Genomic DNA, 23,585 nt, shown 5'->3' with positions numbered 1-23,585 from the left:
CTTTGCGGCACTGCTGTTCCAGCGGCGCAGCTCTGCTAGATTGGTCTATACCACCAGTACTCCCCCAGTACTTTCGAGCCCCTCTCCAGATCGGCAGGCCCAGCGTGGAAGTTGTCATCGTCCCGGACGCCACGGCAGGCGGCGAGCTCATCGCGGAGGCCATGGCCGCCCTGGTGCGTCGTAAGCCTGACGCCCTGCTCGGTGTCGCCACCGGCTCCACTCCCCTGCCCATCTACGAAGCCCTGGCGGCCAAGGTCGCGGCCGGTTCCGTGGATGCCTCGCGGGCCCGCATCTGCCAGCTCGACGAGTACGTGGGGCTGCCCGCAGGGCACCCGGAGTCGTACCGTTCCGTGGTCCTGCGGGAGGTCGTCGAGCCGCTCGGGCTCAGCGAGAGCTCCTTCATGGGGCCCGACGGCAGCGCCGAGGACGTGCAGGCGGCGTGCGTGGCGTACGACAAGGCGCTCGCCGAGGCCGGCGGTGTCGACCTGCAGCTGCTCGGCATCGGCACGGACGGGCACATCGGGTTCAACGAGCCCTGCTCGTCGCTCGCGTCCCGTACGCGCATCAAGACGCTGACGGAGCAGACGCGGGTGGACAACGCACGCTTCTTCGACGGGGACATCGAGCAGGTCCCGCACCACGTCATCACCCAGGGGATCGGGACGATCCTGGAGGCGCGGCACCTGGTGCTGCTCGCCACGGGTGAGGGCAAGGCCGACGCGGTGGCCGCGACCGTGGAGGGCCCTGTCGCCTCGGTCGTGCCCGCCTCCGCGCTGCAGCTGCACCCGCACGCCACGGTCGTGGTGGACGAGGCCGCCGCGTCGAAGCTGAAGCTGGCGGACTACTTCCGGCACACGTACGCGAACAAGCCGGAGTGGCAGGGCCTGTAGGAGCAGCGGAAACGGATACGCCGGAAGGGGCGCCCCCGGCGGGGGCGCCCCTTCCGTGTGCCGCGCGTTCGTGCAGCGGGTGGTCAGCCCGCGACGATGACCTCCGCCGCCGCCTCGCCGCACACGCGGGCCGCGCCGCGCGTCGCGATGTGGAGGGCGCCGATGGGAGCGGACTGCGGGACGCCCATCTCGACGACGACCGTGTCGGGCCGGGCGGCGACGAGGGTCTGGAGGGCGTCGGCCATCCAGGCGTGGCGGTGCGCGTCGCGGACGACGGCCACGATGCGGCGCGTGCCCGCCGCCGCGAGGGCCTGGCTGCCCGAGCCCTCGCCGGAGTAGGTGGCGGACTCGGTGCCGGGGAGGCGGCGCTCCAGTTCGGCGGTGACGCCCCAGGGGGTCTCGTCGCCGACGGCGATGTTGGGGAGCGGGGAGAACGTGGCGACGAAGGGGGCCTCGGTGACCGGGGCGGCGTAGGTCTCGCCGCGGGTAACCGTCAGCGCGCGGCGGGCCCCGATGAGGCCGATGCCGGTGTCGGGCGCGCCCCCCGAACGCTCGGCCGCGCCCGACATCGACGCCCAGCCGGCCAGCGCCCGCACGCGGTCCGCCGCGTCGGCGAGCCGCTCCTCGGGCAGCTCGCCCGAGCGCACGGCCGCGACGAAGGCGTCCCGCAGCCGCAGCACGGTCCCCTCGTCCGAGGGGCCGCCGCCCGTGCAGATCGCGTCGGCTCCGGCGGCGATGGCGAGGACGCAGCCGCGCTCGAAGCCGTAGGTGCCCGCGATGGCCTGCATGTCCATGCCGTCGGTGACGATGAGGCCCTCGTAGCCGAACTCCTCGCGCAGCAGTCCGGTCAGGATGCGCCGGGAGAGCGTGCCGGGGTTGTCCGGGTCCAGGGCCGGGGCCAGGACGTGGGCACTCATCACGGCCCGGGTGCCGGCGGCGAGGGCCGCGCGGAACGGGGCGAGGTCGCGGGAGTTCAGGACGTCCCGGTCGACGTCGATGACCGGCACGGAGTGGTGCGAGTCGATCGCCGTGTCGCCGTGCCCCGGGAAGTGCTTGGCTGAGGTGGCGACGCCGGACGACTGCATGCCCTCGACGTAGGCGGCGGTGTGCCGGGCCACCAGGTCGGGGTCCGAGCCGAAGGAGCGTACGCCGATGACCGGGTTGTCGGGGTTGGCGTTGACGTCGGCCGACGGCGCCCAGTTGAAGTTGATGCCGCAGGCGGCGAGGCGGCGGCCGAGGTCGGCGGCGACCTCGCGGGTCAGCGTGGTGTCGTCGACGGCGCCGAGCGCGTGGTTGCCCGGGTAGGAGGAGCCGGTGCGGACCTCCAGGCGGGTGACGTCGCCGCTCTCCTCGTCGATGGCGATCAGGAGGTCGTCGCGTTCGGCGCGCAGTTGCGCGGTGAGCCGGGCCACCTGCTCCGCGGTCTGTACGTTGCGGCCGAAGAGACTGACGGAGGCGAGGCCTTCGTCGATCCGGTGGCGCACCCAGTCCGGCACCGCGGTGGTGCCGTCGAAGCCGGGCTGGAGGACGGCGAGGGCGTTGCGGGTGAGGGTGTCACCGGCGTGCGTGAGTGTCGTCATGTGCGGAGTTATCCCTTCACTGCGCCGTCGGTGAGGCCGGCCACGGCCCTGCGCTGCAGGAAGACGAAGAGGACGAGGATCGGGACGGCGAAGAGGGAGGCGGCGGCCATGGTGGCGCCCCAGTCGTCGCCGAAGGCGGTCTGGAAGCTGGACAGCCAGATCGGGAGGGTCTTGGCCTCGGCTTCCTTGTTGAGCACGAGCGCCAGCGGGAACTCGTTCCATGCGGTGATGAAGCCGAAGAGCGAGGTCGACATCAGGCCCGGCGCGAGCAGCGGCAGGATCACCCGGCGGAAGGCCTGCATGCGGGTGCAGCCGTCGACCATGGCGGACTCCTCCAGCTCCTTGGGCACGGCGGCGACGAAGCCGCGGAGCGTGAGGAGGGTGAAGGGCAGGATCATCACCATGTAGAAGAGGGTCAGCGGGATCAGGCTGTTCAGCATGTCCGCGTCGCGCACGATGATGTAGATCGCGATGACCATGACTTCCCACGGCGCCATCTGCGCGAGCATGAAGCCGATGATGAAGCCGCGCCGGCCCTTGAACCGCATGCGGGCGAGGGCGAACGCCGCGGTCACGCCGATGATGAGCGAGAAGACGACGGCGAGGACCGTCACGATGACGGAGTTGCCGACCATGGTCCAGAAGTGGTCGGCGTCGATCGCCGTCTTGAAGTGTTCGAGCGTGGCATTGGTCGGGAACCAGACCGGGTCCTCGGCGATGATGTCGCCGGTCGGCTTGAAGGCCGTGGCGAACATCCAGTACACGGGGAAGACGCAGAAGACGAAGATGACGACCGCGACCAGGTTGGGCCAGAGGCGGCCCATCAGCGAGCGCTTCACAGCTCGTCCTCCTCTTGCTTGAGCACGATCCGCAGGTAGAACGAGGTGATGGCCAGCAGGATGATGATGGTGAGCAGCGCGATCGCGGCGCCCATGCCGAAGTGCTGGTTGCCCATGCCCTCGATGTAGGCGTAGACGGGCAGGATCTCGGTGAGCCGGTCGGGGCCGCCCTCGTTGATGGTGAAGACCTGCACGAACGCCTTGAAGACCCAGATGATCTCCAGGAACGTCGTGGCGTAGAGGAAGGGCTTCAGGTACGGCAGCGTCACCTGGGTGAACTGCTTGATGGCCCCCGCGCCGTCCAGCGCCGCGGCCTCGTACAGCTCCTTGGGGATGGTGGTCGTGGCGGCGTACAGGTTGATCGCCACGAAGGGGATGGACATCCAGACGATCAGCAGCAGCACGACGAAGAAGGTCGAGTACTGCGTGGCCAGCCAGTCGTGGTCGGCCATCGACTCGAAGCCGATCTTGGCGAGGATCCAGTTGACGACGCCGAAGCGCTGCGCGAACAGCCACTGGTAGACCGTGCTGGCCGCGACGACGGGCATGGCCCAGGCGAGCACGAGGCCGAGCAGGAGGAACGTGCGCATCTTCCGGCCGAGGCGCGCGAGAAGGAGTCCGACCAGCGTGCCGAGTGCCATGATCAGCACGACGTTGACGGCGGTGAAGACGACCGAGCGTCCTGTGACCCGCCAGAAGTCCTCGCCGGTGAGGACGTCCTTGTAGTTGTCGAATCCGTTCCACTCGGTCAAGTGCAGAATGAACTGCCGCATGTTGAGGTTCTGGAACGACAGGATCCCGTTGTTGACCAGTGGCCAGCCGAGCAGCAGCAGGGTGGCGACGATCGCGGGGGCAAGGAGCAGATAGGGCGTCAGGCCGGCGAGCCGCCGGGGCTCCTTGCGCGGGTCACTCGGCCGTGGCCCGCCTTCCGGTGTCTGCACCTCCGTCGGGCCGGAGGGCGGCCGTTCGGTCTTCTGCACGGTCATGCTCGCCATCTCTTTCGTGGGCATCGCGGTACGCAGAGGAATGCCGGGGGCGGCGAGGACGGTTCACCCGCCGCCCCCGGCAAGAGGGGCGTTCTTACTGCTTCTGCGCCAGGCGCTTGTTGAGCTCGCCCTCGACCTGCTTCGCGGCCGCCTCGGGAGACTTACCGTTGAGCACCGCGGTCATGTAGTTCTTGATCGGGTTCGGCGGGTTCTCGACCGCGCCCCACTCCGGGATCAGCGGGGTGGTGCCGCCGCCGGAGGTGGCGGGAGCGGCGGCCTCGGCGGCCGCGTTGCCCTTGAGGTTGGACTCCAGGGCCTTCTTGTTCGGGATCGTGCCGCCTTCCTTGGCGAACTGGCCCTCGAACTTGTCGGACAGCGCGATCTTGAGGAACTCCTTGGCGAGCTCCTGCTTCTTGCTGGTCGCGGCGATGGCGAGGTTGGAGCCGCCGAGGAAGACGCCCTCGGGCTTGTCGGCCGTCTCACCGGGGATCGTGAAGAAGCCGATGTCCTTCTCGATCTTCTTGTTGGCCTTGATCGCGGTCGCGGCCTCCCAGCTCATGCCGATGAAGGCGCCGGTCTTGCCCTTGGCGAAGACCTCGGCCTGCTGCGGGGTGGCCTCGTCCTTGTTCTTGGGGGCCTTGGAGAGGTCCGCGAACTCCTTGTACGTCTTCATGGCCTTGCTGACCTTGGGGTCACCCAGGTTGGAGACGTACTTGTCGCCGTCCTTCTTGACCAGCTCGGCGCCCTCACCGATGGTCAGGCCGACGAAGTGGTACCAGTTCTGGCCGGGCAGGTAGATCGGCTCGGCGTCGGTCTTGGAACCGATCTGCTTGAGGTCCTTGAGGAACTCGGCGCGGGTCTTGGGGAGCTCCTTGATGCCGGCGTCGGCCCAGACCTTCTTGTTGTAGACCACGACGCGGTTCAGGACGAACCACGGGGCGGCGTACTGCTTGCCGTCGATGACCGAGGCCTTGTTCATCGACTCGGTCCAGTCCGCGCCGATGGACTCCTTGAGGTCGCCGAGCTCGGCGAGGCCGCCGGTCTTGGCGTACGCGGCGGTCTGGGTGTTGCCGATCTCGAAGACGTCCGGCGGGTTCTCCTCGGAGAGGGCGGTGGTCAGCTTCTGCTGGATACCGTTCCACTGCTGGACTTCGAACTTCAGCTTCGCGCCGGTCTTCTTCTCGAAGGCCGCGGTGACATCCTTCTGCCACTGGTCCGGCGTCGAACCATCCATCGCCCAGAGCGTCAGGGTCTCGCCCTTGAAGCTGTCGGCTCCCCCGGCCTTCTTGTCGTCGTCGTCACTGCCGCAGGCCGCGACCGAGACCAACATGCCCGCGACACCGATGGCCGCAATGAGCTTGCGCTTCACGTTCACCCTCCTCAAGGGATGCCAGTCAACCCCCCACCCGCAGCGACCAAATGGACCGAGATCTGCCCGTGGGACTGGAACCTGGTCTTTAATGGTGTAGACCAGTACGGGGAGCTTGGCCTAGACCTTTAGGGGTGTCAAGGGTGTATAAGAAGGGCTGTCGCGTCCGTTATCGGACCGACACCTGAGCAGGCGCAGTCTGCTCTGCCCGTACCGTGCCACGATGTGAGCCGCGACAGACGGAGGAGCCGGTGACGGCAGCAGCACAGGAGCCGGGAAGGTCGATCATGGGCAGCGAGGCGGGCAGTACGGCGGGCGAGATCGACGTGTCCCCGGAGGCCCCGAGCGTCGGTCGTACGGCGCGCGTGCCCAAGTACTACCGCCTGAAGCGGCACTTGCTGGACATCACCGAGACGCTGCCGCCGGGCACTCCGGTGCCCCCGGAGCGCACCCTCGCCGCCGAGTTCGACACCTCCCGCACGACGGTGCGCCAGGCCCTCCAGGAGCTCGTCGTCGAGGGCCGTCTTGAGCGCATCCAGGGCAAGGGCACGTTCGTCGCGAAGCCGAAGGTGTCGCAGGCCCTGCAGCTCACCTCGTACACGGAGGACATGCGGGCCCAGGGACTGGAGCCCACCTCGCAGCTCCTGGACATCGGGTACATCACCGCCGACGACCGGCTCGCCGACCTGCTCGACATCACCGCGGGCGGCCGGGTGCTCCGCATCGAGCGGCTCCGGCTCGCCAACGGCGAGGCGATGGCCATCGAGACCACGCACCTCTCGGCCAAGCGCTTCCCCGCGCTGCGCCGCTCCCTGGTGAAGTACACCTCGCTGTACACGGCGCTCGCCGAGGTGTACGACGTGCACCTCGCGGAGGCCGAGGAGACCATCGAGACCTCCCTGGCCACCCCGCGCGAGGCCGGCCTGCTCGGCACGGATGTGGGCCTGCCGATGCTGCTCCTGTCCCGCCACTCGCTGGACGGCGACGGCCAGCCGGTGGAGTGGGTGCGCTCGGTCTACCGCGGCGACCGCTACAAGTTCGTGGCCCGCCTCAAGCGGCCCACGGACTGACAGCCGCCCGAGGTCTGGCGCGGGTCCCCCGTGCTGCTCTACGTTCCTCCCGTCATCGCCTGATGAACGGGAGGACGACCCGGTGCGCAGAGCGAACCCCCGATCCATCGTCATCTGGTCCCTCGTCGCGCTGGTCGGCGCCGCGGGCTGGACCGTCCTGGCCCTCGCGCGCGACGAGGAGGTGTCGGCGGCCTGGATGGTGGCGGCGGCACTCGGCTCGTACGCCGTCGCGTACCGCTTCTACTCCAAGTTCATCGCGTACAAGGTTCTGAAGGTCGACAAGAAGCGGGCCACCCCGGCCGAGCGGCTCGACAACGGCATCGACTTCCATCCGACCGACCGCCGGGTGCTGCTCGGCCACCACTTCGCGGCGATCGCGGGCGCGGGACCGCTGGTGGGGCCGGTGCTCGCGGCCCAGATGGGGTACCTGCCCGGCACGATCTGGATCATCGCGGGCGTGATCTTCGCGGGCGCCGTGCAGGACATGGTCGTGCTGTTCTTCTCGACACGGCGCGACGGCAAGTCGCTCGGCCAGATGGCGCGCGAGGAGATCGGCCCGGTCGGCGGGGCCGCCGCGCTGCTCGCCACCTTCGCCATCATGATCATCCTGCTCGGGGTGCTCGCGCTCGTCGTCGTCAACGCGCTCGCCGAGTCGCCGTGGGGCACCTTCTCCATCGCGATGACCATCCCGATCGCCCTGCTCATGGGCTTCTACCTGCGGGTGCTGCGGCCTGGACGGGTCAGCGAGGTCTCGCTGATCGGCGTCGCGCTGCTGCTCCTCGCGCTCGTCGGCGGGCGCTGGGTCGCCGAGTCGTCCCTCGCGGACACGTTCACACTGGCGCCGTCGACGCTGGTGATCTGGCTGGTGGCGTACGGGTTCATCGCCTCGATCCTGCCGGTGTGGATGCTGCTCGCGCCCCGCGACTACCTCTCCACCTTCATGAAGATCGGCACGATCGTGCTGCTCGCGCTCGGCGTCGTCGTCGCCCTGCCGACGCTGAAGATGGACCCGGTGACCGACTTCGCCTCGCGCGGCGACGGTCCGGTCTTCGCGGGCTCGCTCTTCCCCTTCGTCTTCATCACGATCGCCTGCGGCGCGCTGTCCGGCTTCCACGCGCTGATCTCCTCGGGCACGACGCCGAAGATGATCCAGAAGGAGACGCAGGTCCGGATGATCGGCTACGGCTCCATGCTCATGGAGTCGTCGGTCGCGGTGATGGCGCTCGTCGCGGCGTCGATCATCGACCCCGGTCTGTACTTCGCGATGAACGCGCCGGCGGGAGTCGTCGGCGACACCGTCCAGGAGGCGTCGAAGGCCGTCGCCGGTTTCGGCTACTCCATCTCACCGGCCGACCTGGCGCAGGCCGCGAAGAACGTCGAGGAGTCCTCGCTGCTCTCGCGCACCGGCGGCGCGCCCACGCTCGCGGTCGGCGTCTCCGAGATCTTCTCCAAGGTCACCGGCGGCTCGCTGCGCGCCTTCTGGTACCACTTCGCGATCATGTTCGAGGCGCTGTTCATCCTGACGGCGCTCGACGCGGGCACGCGCGTGGGCCGCTTCATGCTGCAGGACATGCTCGGGAACGTCTACAAGCCGTTCCGGCGGATGAGCTGGAAGCCGGGGCTCGTGTTCACCAGCGCCGTCGTCACCGGCCTCTGGGGCTACTTCCTGTGGGTCGGCGTGCACGAGCCGCTCGGCGGGATCAACCAGCTCTTCCCGATCTTCGGCATCGCCAACCAGCTCCTCGCCGCCGTCGCCCTCGCCGTCTGCACCACGCTGCTCGTGAAGTCCGGGCGGCTCAAGTGGGCCTGGATCACCGGGATCCCGCTCGTCTGGGACGCCACGGTGACGCTCACCGCGAGCTGGCAGAAGGTGTTCTCCAGCGATCCGCGCGTCGGCTTCTTCCAGCAGCGCGCCAACTACCAGGACGCCATCGACGAGGGCAAGATCCTGCCGCCCGCCAAGACCATGGACGACATGCACACCGTCGTCACCAACTCCACGGTGGACGGCGTCCTTTCGGCGGCGCTCGCGCTGCTGATCGTCGTCGTCATCCTGGACGCGGCCCGGATCTGCGTCAAGCACGTCCGCGACCCCGCGGCCTCGCGGCTGAGCGAAGCGCCGTACGTGGAGTCGAAGTTGACCGCTCCGGCGGGGCTCATCGCGACCCGGGAGGAGAAGCAGGAGGAGCGGCGGGAGAAGCGGGAAGAGCGGCGGGAGGTGGCGCCGTGACGTGGCTGCTGCGCGGCGTGCGCTGGATGCGGTGGTACGTCCGCGAGCTGACCGACGAGTCGGCGTACGAACGGTACGTGGCGCACGTGCGCAAGGAGCATCCGGCAGCAACCGTCCCCAGCCGCCGCGCATTTGAACGTATGCGGACGGAGCGGGCGGAGTCGGACCCGCGCCAGGGCTTCCGCTGCTGCTGAGCAGGTAACTTGCCCTGTCCGTTATCCGGACAGGGGTTCCATACAGCGAGACTGTGGCTTAGATTTCCCGCACGTTAAGCATGGGATAAGTGAGGGAACGGAGCCGCGATATGTCAGATGCGCCTGAAGTGAACAGACCGGTGGTGACGCCGGTCCGTGTGGTCATCGCAGCCTGCCTTGTCGCGCCCTTCGTGGCAATGCTCTGGGTGGGGTCGTACGCGAAGATCGACCCGACCTTCATCGGCATCCCGTTCTTCTACTGGTACCAGATGCTCTGGGTGCTCATCTCGACGGCGCTCACGATGATCGCGTACCAGCTGTGGCAGCGTGACCAGCGCGCCCGCAAGGCCGAGCAGGCCCACGGGGGTGCCGGAAAGTGACCACACTCGCATCGGGCGGCGTCAACGGCGTCGCGCTCGGCGTCTTCATCTTCTTCTTCCTCGCCGTCACCGTCATGGGCTTCATGGCGGCCCGCTGGCGCAAGGCGGAGAACGAGCAGAGCCTCGATGAATGGGGCCTCGGCGGCCGCTCGTTCGGCACCTGGGTCACCTGGTTCCTGCTCGGCGGCGACCTGTACACCGCCTACACGTTCGTGGCCGTCCCGGCGGCGATCTACGCGGCGGGCGCGGCCGGCTTCTTCGCCGTGCCGTACACGATCCTCGTCTACCCGCTGATCTTCACCTTCCTGCCGCGCCTGTGGTCGGTCTCGCACAAGCACGGCTACGTCACCACCTCGGACTTCGTGCGCGGCCGGTTCGGCTCCAAGGGGCTCTCGCTGGCGGTAGCCGTCACCGGCATCCTCGCCACGATGCCGTACATCGCGCTCCAACTGGTCGGCATCCAGGCGGTCCTCGACGTCATGGGGATCGGCGGCGGACCCGACACCAACTGGTTCATCAAGGACCTGCCGCTGCTGATCGCGTTCGCGGTGCTCGCCGCGTACACCTACTCGTCGGGGCTGCGCGCGCCCGCGCTGATCGCGTTCGTGAAGGACGGTCTGATCTACCTCGTCATCGCCGTCGCGATCATCTACATCCCGATCAAGCTCGGCGGTTTCGACGAGATCTTCCACGCGGCGAACGAGAAGTTCTCCGCGGCGAACGACGCGGCGGGCAAGCCCGTCGCGGGTCTCGCCCCCGGCGAGGCCGGGCAGTGGACCTACGCCACGCTCGCGCTCGGCTCCGCGCTCGCCCTGTTCATGTACCCGCACTCGATCACGGCGACGCTCTCCTCCAAGAGCCGTGACGTGATCCGCCGCAACACCACGATCCTGCCGCTCTACTCACTGATGCTGGGCCTGCTCGCGCTGCTCGGCTTCATGGCGATCGCGGCCGGGGTCAAGGTCGAGAACGGCCAGCTGGCCATCCCGCAGCTGTTCGAGGACATGTTCCCCGACTGGTTCACCGGCGTCGCCTTCGCCGCCATCGGCATCGGCGCGCTCGTGCCCGCGGCGATCATGTCGATCGCGGCCGCGAACCTCTTCACGAGGAACATCTACAAGGACTTCATCAAGCCGGACGCGACGCCCGAGCAGGAGACGAAGATCTCCAAGCTGGTCTCGCTCCTGGTGAAGGTCGGCGCGCTCGCCTTCGTCCTCACCATGGACAAGACGGTCGCGATCAACTTCCAGCTCCTCGGCGGCATCTGGATCCTGCAGACGATGCCGGCGCTGGTCGGCGGCCTGTTCACGCGGTGGTTCCACCGCTGGGCGCTGCTCGCGGGCTGGGCGGTCGGCATGGTCTACGGAACCGTCGCCGCGTACGGCGTCGCGTCGCCGACGCAGAAGCACTTCGGCGGCTCGTCCGACGAGATCCCCGGCATCGGCGAGATCGGCTACATCGGTCTCACCGCGTTCGTCCTGAACGTCGTCGTGACCGTGGTCATGACCTTCGTCCTGAAGGCGCTGAACGCCCCCGAGGGCATCGACGAGACGTCGCCCGGGGACTACACGGCGGACGCCGGCGACCCCGGCGTCATCGAGGAACTGCCGCCGGCCACGGCGGGGGCGCCGGGCGGGCACTGACCCTCCCCCGCGTACGACGCGGCGTACGACGTGCGGGCCGCCGGAGGAATCCGGCGGCCCGTTCTCGTGCTCTCCGACACAAGATGTGGGGCTGCCACCCAGAGCCAGCACAAGATGTATGCTCGTGCTCGCTGTCGCCGCAGGGGAATCCGGTGCAAGTCCGGAACTGTCCCGCAACGGTAGACGTGTACGCATTTGTCGTGCGCGGAGTCCGAAGACCTGCCGGCAGTGCACCCGTGTCGTCCGGCCCGGGTGCCGACCGTCCGGGCCTCGTGGAATGGGCCGGTGGACGCGGTACGCCGCCCTGGCCCTGCCCGGGTGCGCCCGTGTGTGCCATCCCCTCCTCAGGCCCAGAGCCGAGCGAGGGAGAGCTCCACGTGACCATCGCGCCTGCCGAACCTGCGTCAGCGCCGTCATCACTGCCGATCGCCGAGGGCACCGACGCGCCGGGGACCGCGCTGCTGCGCACCCTGACCGACCTCACCGCCGACCTCCCCGACGCCGACCCCGGCCGGGTCGCCGCCGCCGCGCTGCGCGGCCGCTCGGCGCGGGCGGACGAGGCGGAGCTGCGGACCCTCGCCACCGAGGCGGCCGCGGGGCTCATCTCCGAGGACCCCGCGTACTCGAAGCTCGCCGCCAGGCTGCTCACGCTCTCCATCGCCGACGAGGCCGCATCCCAGGGCGTGCGCTCCTTCACCGAGTCGATCGCCGTCGGCCACCGCGAAGGCCTGATCGCCGACCGCACCGCCGACTTCGTGGACGCCCACGCGGCCCGCCTCGACGCGCTCGTGGACGCCGCGCTCGGCGACGGCGCCGACTTCCGCTTCGGCTACTTCGGCCTGCGCACCCTGCACAGCCGCTACCTGCTGCGCCACCCGATCACCCGCCAGGTCATCGAGACCCCGCAGCACTTCATGCTGCGCGTCGCGAGCGGCCTCGCGGAGGACGAGAGCGCCCGCGCCGTCGACGAGGTCGCCGCGCTGTACGGCCTGATGAGCCGCCTCGACTACCTGCCGTCCTCGCCGACGCTCTTCAACTCCGGCACGCGTCACCCGCAGATGTCGTCCTGCTACCTCCTCGACTCCCCGCAGGACGAGCTCGACTCCATCTACGACCGCTACCACCAGGTCGCGCGGCTCTCCAAGCACGCGGGCGGCATCGGCCTCTCGTACTCCCGCATCCGCTCCCGCGGTTCGCTGATCCGCGGCACGAACGGCCACTCCAACGGCATCGTGCCGTTCCTCAAGACGCTCGACGCCTCGGTCGCCGCCGTGAACCAGGGCGGGCGGCGCAAGGGCGCGGCCGCGGTCTACCTGGAGACCTGGCACTCCGACATCGAGGAGTTCCTGGAGCTGCGCGACAACACCGGTGAGGACGCGCGCCGCACGCACAACCTCAACCTGGCGCACTGGATCCCCGACGAGTTCATGCGCCGGGTCGCCGCCGACCAGCAGTGGTCGCTGTTCTCGCCGTCCGACGTGCCCGAGCTCGTCGACCTGTGGGGCGACGCGTTCGACGCCGCCTACCGCAAGGCGGAGGCCGCCGGGCTCGCGAAGAAGAGCATGTCGGCCCGGGACCTGTACGGCCGCATGATGCGCACCCTCGCGCAGACCGGCAACGGCTGGATGACCTTCAAGGACGCCGCCAACCGCACCGCCAACCAGACGGCCGAGCCCGGCCACACCGTCCACTCCTCCAACCTGTGCACGGAGATCCTGGAGGTGACGGACGACGGGGAGACGGCCGTCTGCAACCTCGGCTCGGTGAACCTCGGCGCGTTCGTCGACAACGGCGACATCGACTGGGAGCGGCTCGACGAGACCGTCCGTACCGCCGTCACCTTCCTCGACCGCGTCGTCGACATCAACTTCTACCCGACCGAGCAGGCCGGGCGCTCCAACGCCAAGTGGCGTCCGGTGGGCCTCGGCGCGATGGGCCTCCAGGACGTCTTCTTCCAGCTGAAGCTGCCGTTCGACTCCCCCGAGGCGCGTGCCCTCTCCACCCGTATCGCCGAGCGCATCATGCTCGCCGCGTACGAGGCGTCCGCCGACCTCGCCGAGCGCAGCGGTCCGCTCCCCGCCTGGGAGAAGACCCGCACCGCGCGCGGCGTCCTGCACCCCGACCACTACGGCGTCGAGCTGACGTGGCCCGAGCGCTGGGCGGCGCTGCGGGAGCGGATCGCCGCGACCGGCATGCGCAACTCGCTGCTGCTCGCGATCGCGCCGACCGCGACCATCGCGTCCATCGCCGGTGTGTACGAGTGCATCGAGCCGCAGGTCTCCAACCTCTTCAAGCGCGAGACGCTGTCCGGCGAGTTCCTCCAGGTCAACGCTTATCTGGTGGAGGAGCTGAAGCGGCACGGCCTGTGGGACGCGAAGACCCGTGAGGCGCTGCGCGAGTCCAACGGCTCGGTGCAGGACTTCGACTGGGTGCCCGACGAGGTCCGCGCGCTGTACCGCACGGCGTGGGAGATCCCGCAGCGCGGCCTGATCGACATGGCCGCCGACCGCACCCCGTTCCTCGACCAGGCCCAGTCGCTGAACCTCTTCCTGGAGACGCCGACCATCGGCAAGCTCTCCTCGATGTACGCGTACGCCTGGCAGCGCGGCCTGAAGACCACGTACTACCTGCGCTCGCGCCCCGCGACGCGCATCGCCCGCGCCGCCGGCGGCTCGAACGCCGCGGCCGCCGCCCCCGTCCCCGCCCAGGCCACGGCCGAAGAAGCCGTCGCCTGCTCCCTGGAAAACCCCGAGTCCTGCGAGGCCTGCCAGTAATGCCCTCCCGTCGCCCGACCACCACCCCTGATGGACAGCGCTTCGCGCCGGAAGCCGCCCCCACGAACAGCGAGAAGAACCTCCTCGACCCGGGCTTCGAGCTGACCCTGCGCCCCATGCGCTACCCCGACTTCTACGAGCGCTACCGGGACGCGATCAAGAACACCTGGACCGTCGAGGAGGTCGACCTCCACTCGGACGTCGCCGACCTCGCCAAGCTCAGCCCCGGCGAGCAGCACATGATCGGCCGCCTCGTCGCGTTCTTCGCGACCGGCGACTCGATCGTCTCGAACAACCTGGTGCTTACGCTGTACAAGCACATCAACTCCCCCGAGGCACGGCTCTACCTGAGCCGTCAGCTGTTCGAGGAGGCCGTGCACGTCCAGTTCTATCTGACGCTGCTCGACACCTACCTGCCCGACCCGGAGGACCGCGCGGCGGCCTTCGATGCGGTCGAGGAGATCCCCTCGATCCGTGAGAAGGCCGAGTTCTGCTTCAAGTGGATGGACTCGGTCGAGACGCTGGACCGCCTGGAGACGCAGGCCGACCGGCGCCGCTTCCTGCTCAACCTCATCTGCTTCGCCGCGTGCATCGAGGGCCTCTTCTTCTACGGTGCCTTCGCGTACGTGTACTGGTTCCGCAGCCGCGGCCTGCTGCACGGCCTGGCCACCGGCACCAACTGGGTGTTCCGCGACGAGACGATGCACATGAGCTTCGCCTTCGACGTGGTCGACACGGTCCGCAAGGAGGAGCCCGAGCTCTTCGACGACGCGCTTCAGCAGCAGGTCACGGACATGCTGAAGGAGGCCGTCGAGGCCGAGCTGCAGTTCGCCCGCGACCTGTGCGGCGACGGCCTGCCCGGCATGAACACCGACTCGATGCGCGAGTACCTGCAGTGCGTCGCCGACCAGCGTCTGCAGCGCCTCGGTTTCGCGCCGGTCTACGGCTCCGAGAACCCCTTCTCCTTCATGGAGCTGCAGGGCGTCCAGGAGCTGACCAACTTCTTCGAGCGGCGGCCCTCGGCCTACCAGGTCGCCGTGGAGGGCTCGGTCTCGTTCGACGACGAGTTCTAGACGCGTACGGGTGTGCCCGCTCCTGTTCCGATGGACGGGGGCGGGCACACCGCTGTGTCAGCGCGGCGTGGCCCGCAGGACGAGCCGCTTGGGGTGCAGGGTGATGCCGACCTGCGTGCGGGCGTCGGTCTCCTTGACGGGCCCAAGACGCCACTTCGGCGCCACCGTCCCGAGGATCAGGGCGAGTTCCGCCAGGCTGAAGTGGTCGCCGGGGCACTTCCTGTTGCCGACGCTGAACGGCATCATCGCGAACTCCGGCACGGCGGCGGCCCGTTCCGGATTCCACCGGTCGGGGTCGAACTCAAGGTTCCGCTCGAAGGAACGCGGGTCGCGCTGCATCGCGTACACGCTGTAGACGATGTCGGCGTCCGCCGGAATCGAATAGCCGCCCAGATCGGTTTCGGCCACGGACCGGCGCGTGAATATCCAGGCGGCCGGCCGTATGCGCATTGCCTCGGTGACAACATTGCGGAGGTGCGGCAGGTCACCCAGATCGGCGAATGTGATCGCGCGATCCGGGGCCACGGCATTTACCTCTTCAACCAACCGCTCTTCCTGCTCCGGGTGTTCGGTCAGCAGATGGAACGCCCACGCCAGCGTCGACGCCACATTCTCCGCTCCCGCCACCACGAGCGAAACCACGTTGTCGTGGATCTCCTGGTCGGTGATGGGCGCCCCGGTTTCGTCCGTGGCCCGCAGCAATTCGGCGAGCAGGTCGTCCGGCGCGCCTGGTCCTGCCGCGCGGCGCTCCGCGATGATCTCGTCGACGAGGGTGTGCAGGTCGGCGAGCGCGCTCTCGAACCGCCGGTTGGCGGGGGTCGGCACGCGGTGGAGCGGGCCGACCGAGAGCACCATCCTGCGGTAGAGCCCCTCGAAGACGGTGTGCAGCGAGTCGGCGATCCGGTCCGCCTTGTCCCGTATCGAATCGACCTCCAGGAGCGAGCGCGAGACGATGCGCACGGCCGTGCGGAACATCTCGGCGCTCACGTCGACGGTGGCGCCCGGCTGCCAGCGGGCAGCCGTGGCGCGGGCCTCCTCCTCCATCACCTTGGCGTAGCCGGCGATCCGCTCGGGCCGGAACGCGGGCTGCATCATGCGGCGCTGGCGCCGGTGCAGCTTGCCGTTGCTGGTCGCCACACCCTTGCCGAGGAGCACTTCCAGGGTGTCCCAGAGCGGGCCGCCGACGATGTACTCGGGGTTCTTGAGCATGGCGCCGACCAGTTCCGGGTCGCACACCACGTACGCGGTCCTGGGTCCCAGCCTGATCCTGACGAGGTCCCCGTGGTCGCGCAGTGCGGAGAGGAAGCCGAGTGGGTCGCGCACCAGGTTCCATGCGTGGCCGAGGAGCGGGGCGCCGCCGCGGACGAGAGGCGGGGTGCGCAGCGGCTCGGGGCCGGACGCGGGGGGAGCGGGTATCGCGGATTCGACGCTCATTCCTCACCTACCAGTTCGTTTTCCGCCAGGGCTTCTTCCGTCACATACGGGGGCATGGACCTGTCGTCCCAGCTGTCCACCCGATAGCGACCGGATTCGTGATGGAACCAGTAGACGGACGAGAACCAGTTCCGCATGTTGAAGACGCAGGATTTCACCGCGTCCGCGAGTTCCCTGCCGCCGTCGCCGCCCTCCGCCAACTCATCGGCGAATCGCAGGACTTCCCGTTCTGCTTCCAGGAATTCCCTGACGCATTCGGTGACGCGCCTGTGCACTTCCCGGACCGCTTCTTCCAGCGTCATTCCTTCGTGCTGGATGAGGCTGATCCCGAGATTGTGCAGTTCGTCTCCCGCAAGTTCTTTCGGGAGGGAGCACAAGTCGTTGTACCAGGCCGAGAAATCCTGGGTCGCCCGCGCCGCGCGCCGGTAGGCGGGGTGCTTGCGCACCGGGTCCGGCAGCTCATACCGCGCGGTGGGCTCCAGGAGGTCGATCCACGCCCAGTGGGCGAACGTGAGGCGGCGCAGCTCTATGTACGCCTCGACCGTCGGCACGGTGCCGCAGCGCCGGTTCCTGAACTCCTGGTCGTACGCGTCGATCACGGGGTGGAAGTGCCGGGCGAACCTGGCGTTCCAGCTGGGACCGAGGGACGAGTACAGACGCAGCACGCAGTCCGCGAAGCCGGCGACCAGCGGATCCCGGTGGTGCCGGTACCGGAGGGGCTCGTCGAGCGTGCCGTGCAGGCCCCGGCAGAGCTGCTGCCACTGGGCCGTCCTGCCGTGCACGGAGTCCCTGTCGTGCCGGTCGTCCCACGCGAAGAACCAGCTGCTGAGGTCCGCTATCGCGGTCAGCAACTCGTCGGGGGCGCCAATGTAGTACCCCGCCACCAGATCCGTGTAGCAGAGACTGTCCGCGTACCGTTCGACCTTGTCCGGGGGCATGAGGCGCATTTCGCGCAGCCAGGTCCTGGACTTCTCCTGCAGCTTTGGCCAATACGGATGCAGGCGGCGAGGGAACGCTGCTTCGATCATCGGAACGGCCAGTGCCCGCGGTACCGATACCGCGGGTGAACGTGGCCGTGTGTGCGGATGTGTCTGTGAAGTGCTCCCGGAATATGCACGCACGAACAAACCCCTTTCAGCCGCCTGAGGACACGCGCCCCTCCCGCCGTACCGGGCGCGCGCCGTTGCGTATCCCCGCGCTTTCCATTCAGCACCACAACTGACCGTTCAGGGAACAGATTTGCGCCATTCACTACCCCTGGGTGCCGAGAACATCCCCTTACGTGACTGAATATGGATCACCGGCAGCTTGATTTGCTCGCACACGCGAGCGGCTACGCCAACGGCCCCTGGTCAGGAGAGAGTTCCTGCACCAGGGGCCGTTCGCGTCACGCCGTTCCCGCGCTTCCCGGGGGCCGCGGGAGTCAGCCGTTGTCCACCACGGGGTAGCGCGGGGTGCCTTCCTCCATCTGGCGAAGCGCGTCCTTGCGCTCCCGCTTGGAGAGGCGGTCGATGTACAGGTACCCGTACAGGTGGTCCGTCTCGTGCTGCAGGCAGCGCGCGAAGTAACCGGTGCCGCGCACCTTGATCGGGTTGCCCTTCTGGTCCTGGCCCGTCACCTCGGCGTAGTCCGGGCGGGCCAGCGGCGCGTAGGCGGTCGGGACCGAGAGGCAGCCCTCGCCCGAGTCGTCCAGACGGCGCTTCTCGGCGGGCAGCTCCTGGAGCACCGGGTTGCAGACGACACCGACGTGGCGCACGCCGTCGTCGTCCATGCAGTCGTAGACGAAGACCTTCAGGTCGACGCCGACCTGGTTGGCGGCCACGCCCACGCCCTGCGCGACGCGCTGGGTCGCGAACATGTCGTCGATCAGCTGAGCGAGCTCGTCGTCGAAGGACGTGACGTCCTTGCACTCCTTGTGCAGCACCGGGTTGCCGACGACCGTGATCGGCCGGGACGTGCCGCGCTCGCGGTAGGCCGTCTCCCGCTCCTCGCAGTCCTCGGTGTCGATGACGAAGCCCTCGTCGTCGACGGGGAGCACCCCGTCCCCGTCGATGGCCTGCTGCTCAGTGTCCTGCGCCATGTCCGCCGTACGCCTTCCTTGAAACCCTCAAGAGTTTGTGCCGGTACAGCCTACGGCGAAGTGTCAGCAGACCTCTTCGAGATCCCGCCAGTCGCGGGAATCCGGGCTGTCCGCCACCCAGCCGTCCAGCAGACCGCGCACCAGCGCCGCCGGCGCGGCCAGGCCGCACTCGCGCTCCGGAACCCACAGCGCGCCCGGGCTGCGGTGGCCGAGCGGTCCCGGATGGCCCGGCTCGCTGTGGTCGTGCGGGTCCAGGTGCTCGCCGTCGCCCTCGTCGCTCGGCATCCGGGACTCGGAGCACATCCGGCACAGCAGCCGCACGGACGACGACCAGTCCTCGGCGGCGAAGCCCGCGTCGGCCGCGAGCCGCTCCAGGGCGTCCCTGTCGTCCTCGGTGGCGGCCTCCAGGAGGACCACCCAGGTCGGCACCGGTGAGGGCGCCCACAGCTCGATCTCGTCGAAGACGGGGTACGAGTGCCCGTCGCCCGTCGTCCGCTCGCCGTGCGGAACGCCGTCGTGCAGCACGACCTCGCCCCAGCGCCGCCCGGAAGAGGGCAGCGGAATGGACAGGACCTCCATGCGGGCCGGGTCCAGACGGCGGCCCCACACGACCTCGGCCTCCCCCTCCGGGGAGAGCCGCACGGCCGCGCTGCCCAGCTCCATGCCCGTCGGCTCGCCGGAGGCGGCCACACCGCCGGGCACCCGAAGGCCGTACGCCTGCCAGGCGCGGCGGGCCAGGGGCCAGTCCTGGAGCGCGGTCGCCGCGATGCCGACGTTCCACCAGTCGGGGGCGCCCGCCGAACGGTCCAGGAGCGCGACGGCGCGCAGCCCCGCGGCCCGCGCCTGCTCCCAGTCGTGCCGGAACTTGTGCAGCAGCGCCAGGTTGAACCAGGACTCCGACAGCCAGGGTTCGAGATCCGCCGCACGCGTGAGCAGCGCCCCCGCGTCCTCGTACCGGCCGTCGCCGATCAGCGTGAACGCGCGGTCGGTCGCCTGCCGCCATGAGGCGGAGGGCCGGTGCCGTCCCTTGCCGAAGATCCTCACGATTCCCGCCTGATTCCCGCCTGCCACGTATTTCGTAGGTCGCTCGTCGTCGGGGCGCGGCGTCGGGGGCCGTACCCCCGTGCGCCCCATTTCCTGTCTTCTTCGCATCCAACCACGGACGGTCGGACGGCCGCTCATTACCCATGGGTTACCCAGCCCGGCGCGAGGTAAGGCCATGGGTGAGGCCGTCCCTCGACAGGACGCGCGCCAGGGACTCCACGACCTCCGGCTGGTAGTCGTGGCCCGTGGCGAGACGGAGCCGCTCCAGGGCCTTGAGCGGGCCGTCCAGCGCCCCTGAGGGTCCTTCTCCCCGCGCCATCTCGTCGTACGCGTTCGCCGTCCGCACAATACGTGCGGTGAGCGGCTGTTCGCGGTACGGGTCGGCCTGCCGCTCCACGACGACGGCGACGGCGGCGTCCACCCCGGTCTGGCGGACGACGGCGCCGCCGAGCAGGGCTATTCGGCGCTGTTCCGCCTCGGAGAGGGCGGCGGTGGCCCCCTCGGGGACGGGGTCGACCAGGGAGAGCTGTCCGATGTCGTGCATGAGCGCCGCGTGCTCCAGGACGGTGAGGTCCGACTCACAGAGACCGAGGTCACGCCCGACGGCCCGGCTGAGCCCGGCCACGCGGTGCGCGTGGCCCTGCGGGGTGTACCCGGCGATCTCGGTGGCCCTGGCCAGGGAGGCGATGGTCTGCCGGTAGGTCGCGCGCACTGCCGCGTACCGCCGGAAGGAGAGCTGGGTGAGCAGCAGCGGAAGGCTGAACACGGGCAGCGCCCAGAGCCCTGCCACGGCCACCGCGAGCGCCATCACGGCGCCGCTCGCGCAGACGGCGGAGCCGATGCCGAGCATCGCCCGCAGCTCCTCGCGCAGCAGCGGCCCGAACGGCCACCGGGTGCGGGCGTGCGCCGTCACGGCGGCGAGTACGGCGTCGCAGAGCGCGGTGAGGACGAGCAGGGCGACGATCACGAACGGGAAGTACGGCCCGTGCCCCACCCACTCGCCGAACTTGCCCGCGTTGTAGAGCGGTTGGAAACACGCGGCGGCGAACCCGACGGTGAGCACGCGGCGCGCCATCTGGTCGAGCGTGGGGCCGCGGCCGAGCGCCACGTTCGGCACCGCGCCGACGAGGGCGGCCGCGACGACGACGGCGAGCACCTGCAGCACCCCGTGGTGCGTGGCGTGTCCCGCGTTCTCGCCGAGCAGGGCGTACGAGAGGGCGCCCGCGGCACCGAGAGGCGCGGGCTCCCTGTCCCCTTCGCTCCCCCACCGGGCCAGCTCGCCGAGGGCGATCAGGACGCCGAAGGCGAGGGCGGCCCGGCCTTCGGCGACGCCGTGCCAGAGGGTCCAGACGAGGGAGGCGCAGGCCAGCACTCCGGCCAGACCGACGACCGCGCCGGGCAGCCGCGAGGGGGGCCTCACCGGGCCCCCGGACGCACGGCGGCGGGAGCGGACGCGGGCGCGGGCCGGACGTGCGACGCCACGGGCGCGCCCTGCTCCGCCCCGCTCTGCTCCCCTCCGCCCTGCTCCGGCACGTCCGCCGTGACCTCGGGGTGCCATCCGTACCGGTCGAGCGCGCGCGTGAGCGCCCCGACCATGACGGGGTCGAAGTGGGCGCCCGCGCACCGGTTGAGCTCGGCCACGGCCGCCTCGACGGGCCTGGCCCGCCGGTAGGAGCGGGTGGACGTCATGGCGTCGAAGGCGTCGGCGACGGCGACCACCCGCGCGCACTCGGGGATCTGCGGGCCGGTGAGTCCGTACGGATAGCCGCCGCCGTCCATGCGCTCGTGGTGGTGGAGGATCGCGGCGCGCGCCTCGCCCAGGAAACCGATGCCGCGGACCATCTCGTGGCCGTACTCGGGGTGGAGCTCGATGATGCGCCGTTCCTCGGGCGTGAGCGGTCCGTCCTTGCGCAACAGCCGGGTGGGGACGCCGAGTTTGCCGACGTCGTGCAGGATCCCGGCGAACCGGAGAACCTCGACGCGGTCGTCGTCCATGCCCAGTTCGCGCGCGATCAGGACGGAGGCGCGGCCGACGCGCTCGCTGTGCCCGCGGGTGTACTTGTCCTTGAGGTCGACGGCCTGCACGAGCGCCCGGATGGTGGCCTGGTGGGCGGCGCGCTCGCGGTGGTACTGCGCGAAGGCCCAGCAGGAGACGCCCATCGGCAGGAGCACGAGGAGCGCGGCCGCCGGGCCGTACGGACTGGTCCAGAGCACCGCCATCATCAGTCCCGCGAGGCCGTGCACGGCGACGGGCGCGAGCGAGCGCAGGAAGAGGCCCCGCCACGCGGTCCGCGCGGGGACGCGTTCGGCGGTCAGCAGGACGCCGCCGTCCAGCACGGCGAGGACGGCGGAGAAGACGAGCACGGCCGCGCCCGCGGGCCCGAGGACGTGCGGGAAGTCGGGGCCCGCACCGGCCGCGGGCCCGCCGAGCGCCGCGTACACGCGCGCGGACGCCCAGGCGGCGAGGGCGAGTTGGGAGGCGCGCCACAGCCGGCGCACCCAGCGGGGCTCCCGGTCGACCCGGGCGAGCAGCGCGCCGGGCACGGCGACGAGCGCGGCGGCGGACGGCGGCAGCAGGAACACCCCGGCGAGCAGTACGGGGAAGAAGGTGCCGAGCCCGCGCGGGACACGGCCGCCGACGACGCGGCATCTGGTGATCCGCTCGCACCCGGCGTAGAGGACGGCCAGGAGCGCGACGGCGGGCCAGGAGGGGTGTGCGCCGGGGGCGGGCGCGGCGCAGGCCACGCCGGCGAGGGCGACGCACAGGATGTAGACGCGGGCCCGCACCGGCACCGACCGCATGGAGTTCTCCTCCCCGTTCCGGTCCGGAGACTAGAACGGCGCTCTCCCTGCCTGCGCCCGGCCGCCGTTAATTAGCACGTTCGAGTGACGGAAGGGAGCGGGAGGGGAGAGCGGGCCGCGCGGTGTTCCGAGGGCTGGAAGCCAGGCTCTCAGGCCTCGGAGGGGGCCGTGGTGTCCTGCGTGATGTCCTGCTCGGGCACGGCCTGCCCGGAGCGGATGAGGTCGATGCGGCCCATGACCTTGGCCCGCAGGTCGACGGGGACGTCGTCCTGGCCGCAGCAGCGCTTCACCAGCTTCTTGACGGCCTGCTCCAGGCCGTACTTCTCCAGGCACGGAGAGCACTCCTCGAAGTGCGTCTCGAACTTGGTGCAGTCGCTGTCCGGCATCTCGTGGTCGAGGAACTCGTAGAGATGGTCCAGGACTTCACTGCAGTCAGTCTCGTGCGGCTCTCCGCAGCTCATGAGCCCGAGCCTTTCGTTCCGTTCGACTCCCCGGCACCGGCCGGGACGAGCCCGCGCTCACGGGCGTAGTCCTCCAGCATGCCGCGCAGCTGGCGGCGGCCCCGGTGCAGTCGGGACATCACCGTACCGATGGGTGTCCCCATAATGTCCGCGATCTCCTTGTACGCAAAGCCCTCTACGTCGGCCAGATAGACGGCGATGCGGAATTCCTCGGGGATCGCCTGCAGCGCCCGCTTCACGTCCGTGTCGGGCAGGTGGTCCAGCGCCTGCGACTCGGCCGAGCGCAGACCGGTGGACATGTGCGACTCGGCGCGTGCCAGCTGCCAGTCCTCGATCTCCTCGGCGGCACTGCGCTGGGGCTCGCGCTGCTTCTTGCGGTACGAGTTGATGAACGTGTTGGTGAGGATGCGGTACAGCCATGCCTTGAGGTTCGTGCCCTCGCGGAACTGGTGGAACGACGCGTACGCCTTCGCGTACGTCTCCTGCACCAGGTCCTCCGCGTCCGCCGGGTTGCGCGTCATGCGCAGCGCCGCCGAGTACATCTGGTCGAGGAACGTCAGCGCGTCCCGCTCGAAGCGGGCCGTGCGCTCCGCGGCCGTCTCGGACTTCTCCGAACTCTCTCGGGGCTGCTCCGCCTGGCCGTGCTCGGTCCCTGCGTCGGTCCCAGTGACCGGACCCACCTCCTCCAACGACGTGGTGAGGCCGAAAGCAGCCCCACTCGAATCGGAGGATAGAC

At 69.7% G+C, this 23,585-nt stretch carries 20 protein-coding genes and 1 riboswitch; of the genes, 8 read left to right on the top strand and 12 right to left on the bottom strand.

Translation table 11 applies throughout. The features are described from left to right. The first annotated feature begins 104 nt into the window (after positions 1-104). Positions 105-890, top strand: a complete 786-nt coding sequence (gene nagB / locus DEJ49_RS24590) for a glucosamine-6-phosphate deaminase (RefSeq protein ID WP_150186138.1) — start codon at positions 105-107, stop codon at positions 888-890. Between the two features lie 83 nt (positions 891-973). Here the strand turns inward: nagB and DEJ49_RS24585 are convergent, their stop codons facing one another. From DEJ49_RS24585 to DEJ49_RS24570, 4 genes are all read right to left on the bottom strand, one after another. Continuing rightward, positions 974-2,470: a glycoside hydrolase family 3 protein gene (locus DEJ49_RS24585; RefSeq protein WP_150186137.1), complete on the bottom strand. Its 1,497-nt coding sequence runs from the start codon at positions 2,468-2,470 to the stop codon at positions 974-976. Between the two features lie 8 nt (positions 2,471-2,478). Beyond that, positions 2,479-3,309 carry a carbohydrate ABC transporter permease gene (locus DEJ49_RS24580; protein WP_150186136.1) on the bottom strand — a complete coding sequence of 277 codons (831 nt, stop codon included), beginning with the start codon at positions 3,307-3,309 and terminating at the stop codon, positions 2,479-2,481. Further along, complete coding sequence (locus DEJ49_RS24575) at positions 3,306-4,295, bottom strand: carbohydrate ABC transporter permease (RefSeq protein ID WP_150186135.1); 990 nt, start codon at positions 4,293-4,295, stop codon at positions 3,306-3,308. Before DEJ49_RS24575 ends, DEJ49_RS24580 begins: the two co-directional genes overlap by 4 nt. 94 nt (positions 4,296-4,389) lie before the next feature. Beyond that, on the bottom strand, positions 4,390-5,664 hold the full coding sequence (locus DEJ49_RS24570) for an extracellular solute-binding protein (protein WP_150186134.1): 1,275 nt from the start codon (positions 5,662-5,664) through the stop codon (positions 4,390-4,392). Between the two features lie 287 nt (positions 5,665-5,951). On the opposite strand from DEJ49_RS24570, the gene DEJ49_RS24565 reads away from it, so the two are divergent. From DEJ49_RS24565 to DEJ49_RS24535, 7 genes are all read left to right on the top strand, one after another. After that, entirely contained in the window at positions 5,952-6,734 is a 783-nt protein-coding gene (locus DEJ49_RS24565; protein WP_223833223.1) for a GntR family transcriptional regulator, read from the top strand. A gap of 82 nt (positions 6,735-6,816) precedes the next feature. Next, a complete protein-coding gene (locus DEJ49_RS24560) occupies positions 6,817-8,964 on the top strand; it encodes a carbon starvation CstA family protein (RefSeq protein WP_150186133.1) in 2,148 nt (715 codons plus the stop codon). After that, the gene (locus DEJ49_RS24555; RefSeq protein ID WP_150186132.1) at positions 8,961-9,158 is read left to right on the top strand and encodes a YbdD/YjiX family protein; all 198 of its coding nucleotides are present in this window, start codon (positions 8,961-8,963) and stop codon (positions 9,156-9,158) included. Before DEJ49_RS24560 ends, DEJ49_RS24555 begins: the two co-directional genes overlap by 4 nt. A 110-nt stretch (positions 9,159-9,268) precedes the next feature. Then, complete coding sequence (locus DEJ49_RS24550; protein ID WP_150186131.1) at positions 9,269-9,538, top strand: DUF3311 domain-containing protein; 270 nt, start codon at positions 9,269-9,271, stop codon at positions 9,536-9,538. Then, complete coding sequence (mctP, locus tag DEJ49_RS24545; RefSeq protein WP_150186130.1) at positions 9,535-11,181, top strand: monocarboxylate uptake permease MctP; 1,647 nt, start codon at positions 9,535-9,537, stop codon at positions 11,179-11,181. The genes DEJ49_RS24550 and mctP overlap by 4 nt, the downstream gene beginning before the upstream one ends. Positions 11,182-11,286: 105 nt before the next feature. Next, positions 11,287-11,423, top strand: a riboswitch (cobalamin riboswitch). Between the two features lie 135 nt (positions 11,424-11,558). Then, entirely contained in the window at positions 11,559-13,955 is a 2,397-nt protein-coding gene (locus DEJ49_RS24540) for a ribonucleoside-diphosphate reductase subunit alpha (protein ID WP_150186129.1), read from the top strand. Between the two features lie 116 nt (positions 13,956-14,071). Further along, on the top strand, positions 14,072-15,028 hold the full coding sequence (locus tag DEJ49_RS24535; RefSeq protein ID WP_190329640.1) for a ribonucleotide-diphosphate reductase subunit beta: 957 nt from the start codon (positions 14,072-14,074) through the stop codon (positions 15,026-15,028). 57 nt (positions 15,029-15,085) lie between these two features. On the opposite strand, the gene DEJ49_RS24530 is transcribed toward DEJ49_RS24535, so the two are convergent. From DEJ49_RS24530 to DEJ49_RS24495, 8 genes are all read right to left on the bottom strand, one after another. Then, complete coding sequence (locus DEJ49_RS24530) at positions 15,086-16,462, bottom strand: cytochrome P450 (RefSeq protein WP_150186128.1); 1,377 nt, start codon at positions 16,460-16,462, stop codon at positions 15,086-15,088. After that, positions 16,459-17,583 carry a terpene synthase family protein gene (locus DEJ49_RS24525; RefSeq protein WP_411757194.1) on the bottom strand — a complete coding sequence of 375 codons (1,125 nt, stop codon included), beginning with the start codon at positions 17,581-17,583 and terminating at the stop codon, positions 16,459-16,461. The genes DEJ49_RS24530 and DEJ49_RS24525 overlap by 4 nt, the downstream gene beginning before the upstream one ends. A gap of 302 nt (positions 17,584-17,885) precedes the next feature. Then, positions 17,886-18,542, bottom strand: a complete 657-nt coding sequence (gene def / locus DEJ49_RS24520; RefSeq protein ID WP_150186127.1) for a peptide deformylase — start codon at positions 18,540-18,542, stop codon at positions 17,886-17,888. 63 nt (positions 18,543-18,605) lie between these two features. Next, the gene (locus DEJ49_RS24515; RefSeq protein ID WP_055563704.1) at positions 18,606-19,586 is read right to left on the bottom strand and encodes a tetratricopeptide repeat protein; all 981 of its coding nucleotides are present in this window, start codon (positions 19,584-19,586) and stop codon (positions 18,606-18,608) included. A 148-nt stretch (positions 19,587-19,734) separates the two neighbouring features. Continuing rightward, positions 19,735-21,006, bottom strand: coding sequence for an HD-GYP domain-containing protein (locus DEJ49_RS24510; RefSeq protein ID WP_223832974.1), 1,272 nt, complete (start codon positions 21,004-21,006; stop codon positions 19,735-19,737). Continuing rightward, positions 21,003-22,388 carry an HD-GYP domain-containing protein gene (locus DEJ49_RS24505; protein ID WP_150186126.1) on the bottom strand — a complete coding sequence of 462 codons (1,386 nt, stop codon included), beginning with the start codon at positions 22,386-22,388 and terminating at the stop codon, positions 21,003-21,005. Before DEJ49_RS24505 ends, DEJ49_RS24510 begins: the two co-directional genes overlap by 4 nt. Before the next feature lie 149 nt (positions 22,389-22,537). After that, a complete protein-coding gene (gene rsrA, locus DEJ49_RS24500; protein ID WP_150186125.1) occupies positions 22,538-22,849 on the bottom strand; it encodes a mycothiol system anti-sigma-R factor in 312 nt (103 codons plus the stop codon). After that, positions 22,846-23,529, bottom strand: coding sequence for a sigma-70 family RNA polymerase sigma factor (locus DEJ49_RS24495; protein WP_055563701.1), 684 nt, complete (start codon positions 23,527-23,529; stop codon positions 22,846-22,848). The genes rsrA and DEJ49_RS24495 overlap by 4 nt, the downstream gene beginning before the upstream one ends. Between the last annotated feature and the right edge of the window lie 56 nt (positions 23,530-23,585).

Origin of the sequence: Streptomyces venezuelae, from assembly GCF_008642335.1 — a bacterium.
GTDB classification, from domain to species: Bacteria; Actinomycetota; Actinomycetes; order Streptomycetales; family Streptomycetaceae; genus Streptomyces; species Streptomyces venezuelae_F.
The sequence above is the reverse complement of the archived record's forward strand: the minus strand, read 5'-3'. Positions and strand labels throughout refer to the sequence as shown.

Excerpts from the sequence above, each read along its gene's own strand:
- DEJ49_RS24505 (WP_150186126.1), bottom strand. The coding sequence starts at position 22,388 with ATGCGGTCGGTGCCGGTGCGGGCCCGCGTCTACATCCTGTGCGTCGCC.
- rsrA (WP_150186125.1), bottom strand. The coding sequence starts at position 22,849 with ATGAGCTGCGGAGAGCCGCACGAGACTGACTGCAGTGAAGTCCTGGAC.
- DEJ49_RS24585 (WP_150186137.1), bottom strand. The coding sequence starts at position 2,470 with ATGACGACACTCACGCACGCCGGTGACACCCTCACCCGCAACGCCCTC.
- DEJ49_RS24530 (WP_150186128.1), bottom strand. The coding sequence starts at position 16,462 with ATGAGCGTCGAATCCGCGATACCCGCTCCCCCCGCGTCCGGCCCCGAG.
- DEJ49_RS24565 (WP_223833223.1), top strand. The coding sequence starts at position 5,952 with ATGGGCAGCGAGGCGGGCAGTACGGCGGGCGAGATCGACGTGTCCCCG.
- def (WP_150186127.1), bottom strand. The coding sequence starts at position 18,542 with ATGGCGCAGGACACTGAGCAGCAGGCCATCGACGGGGACGGGGTGCTC.
- DEJ49_RS24550 (WP_150186131.1), top strand. The coding sequence starts at position 9,269 with ATGTCAGATGCGCCTGAAGTGAACAGACCGGTGGTGACGCCGGTCCGT.
- DEJ49_RS24575 (WP_150186135.1), bottom strand. The coding sequence starts at position 4,295 with ATGACCGTGCAGAAGACCGAACGGCCGCCCTCCGGCCCGACGGAGGTG.
- DEJ49_RS24535 (WP_190329640.1), top strand. The coding sequence starts at position 14,072 with ATGCGCTACCCCGACTTCTACGAGCGCTACCGGGACGCGATCAAGAAC.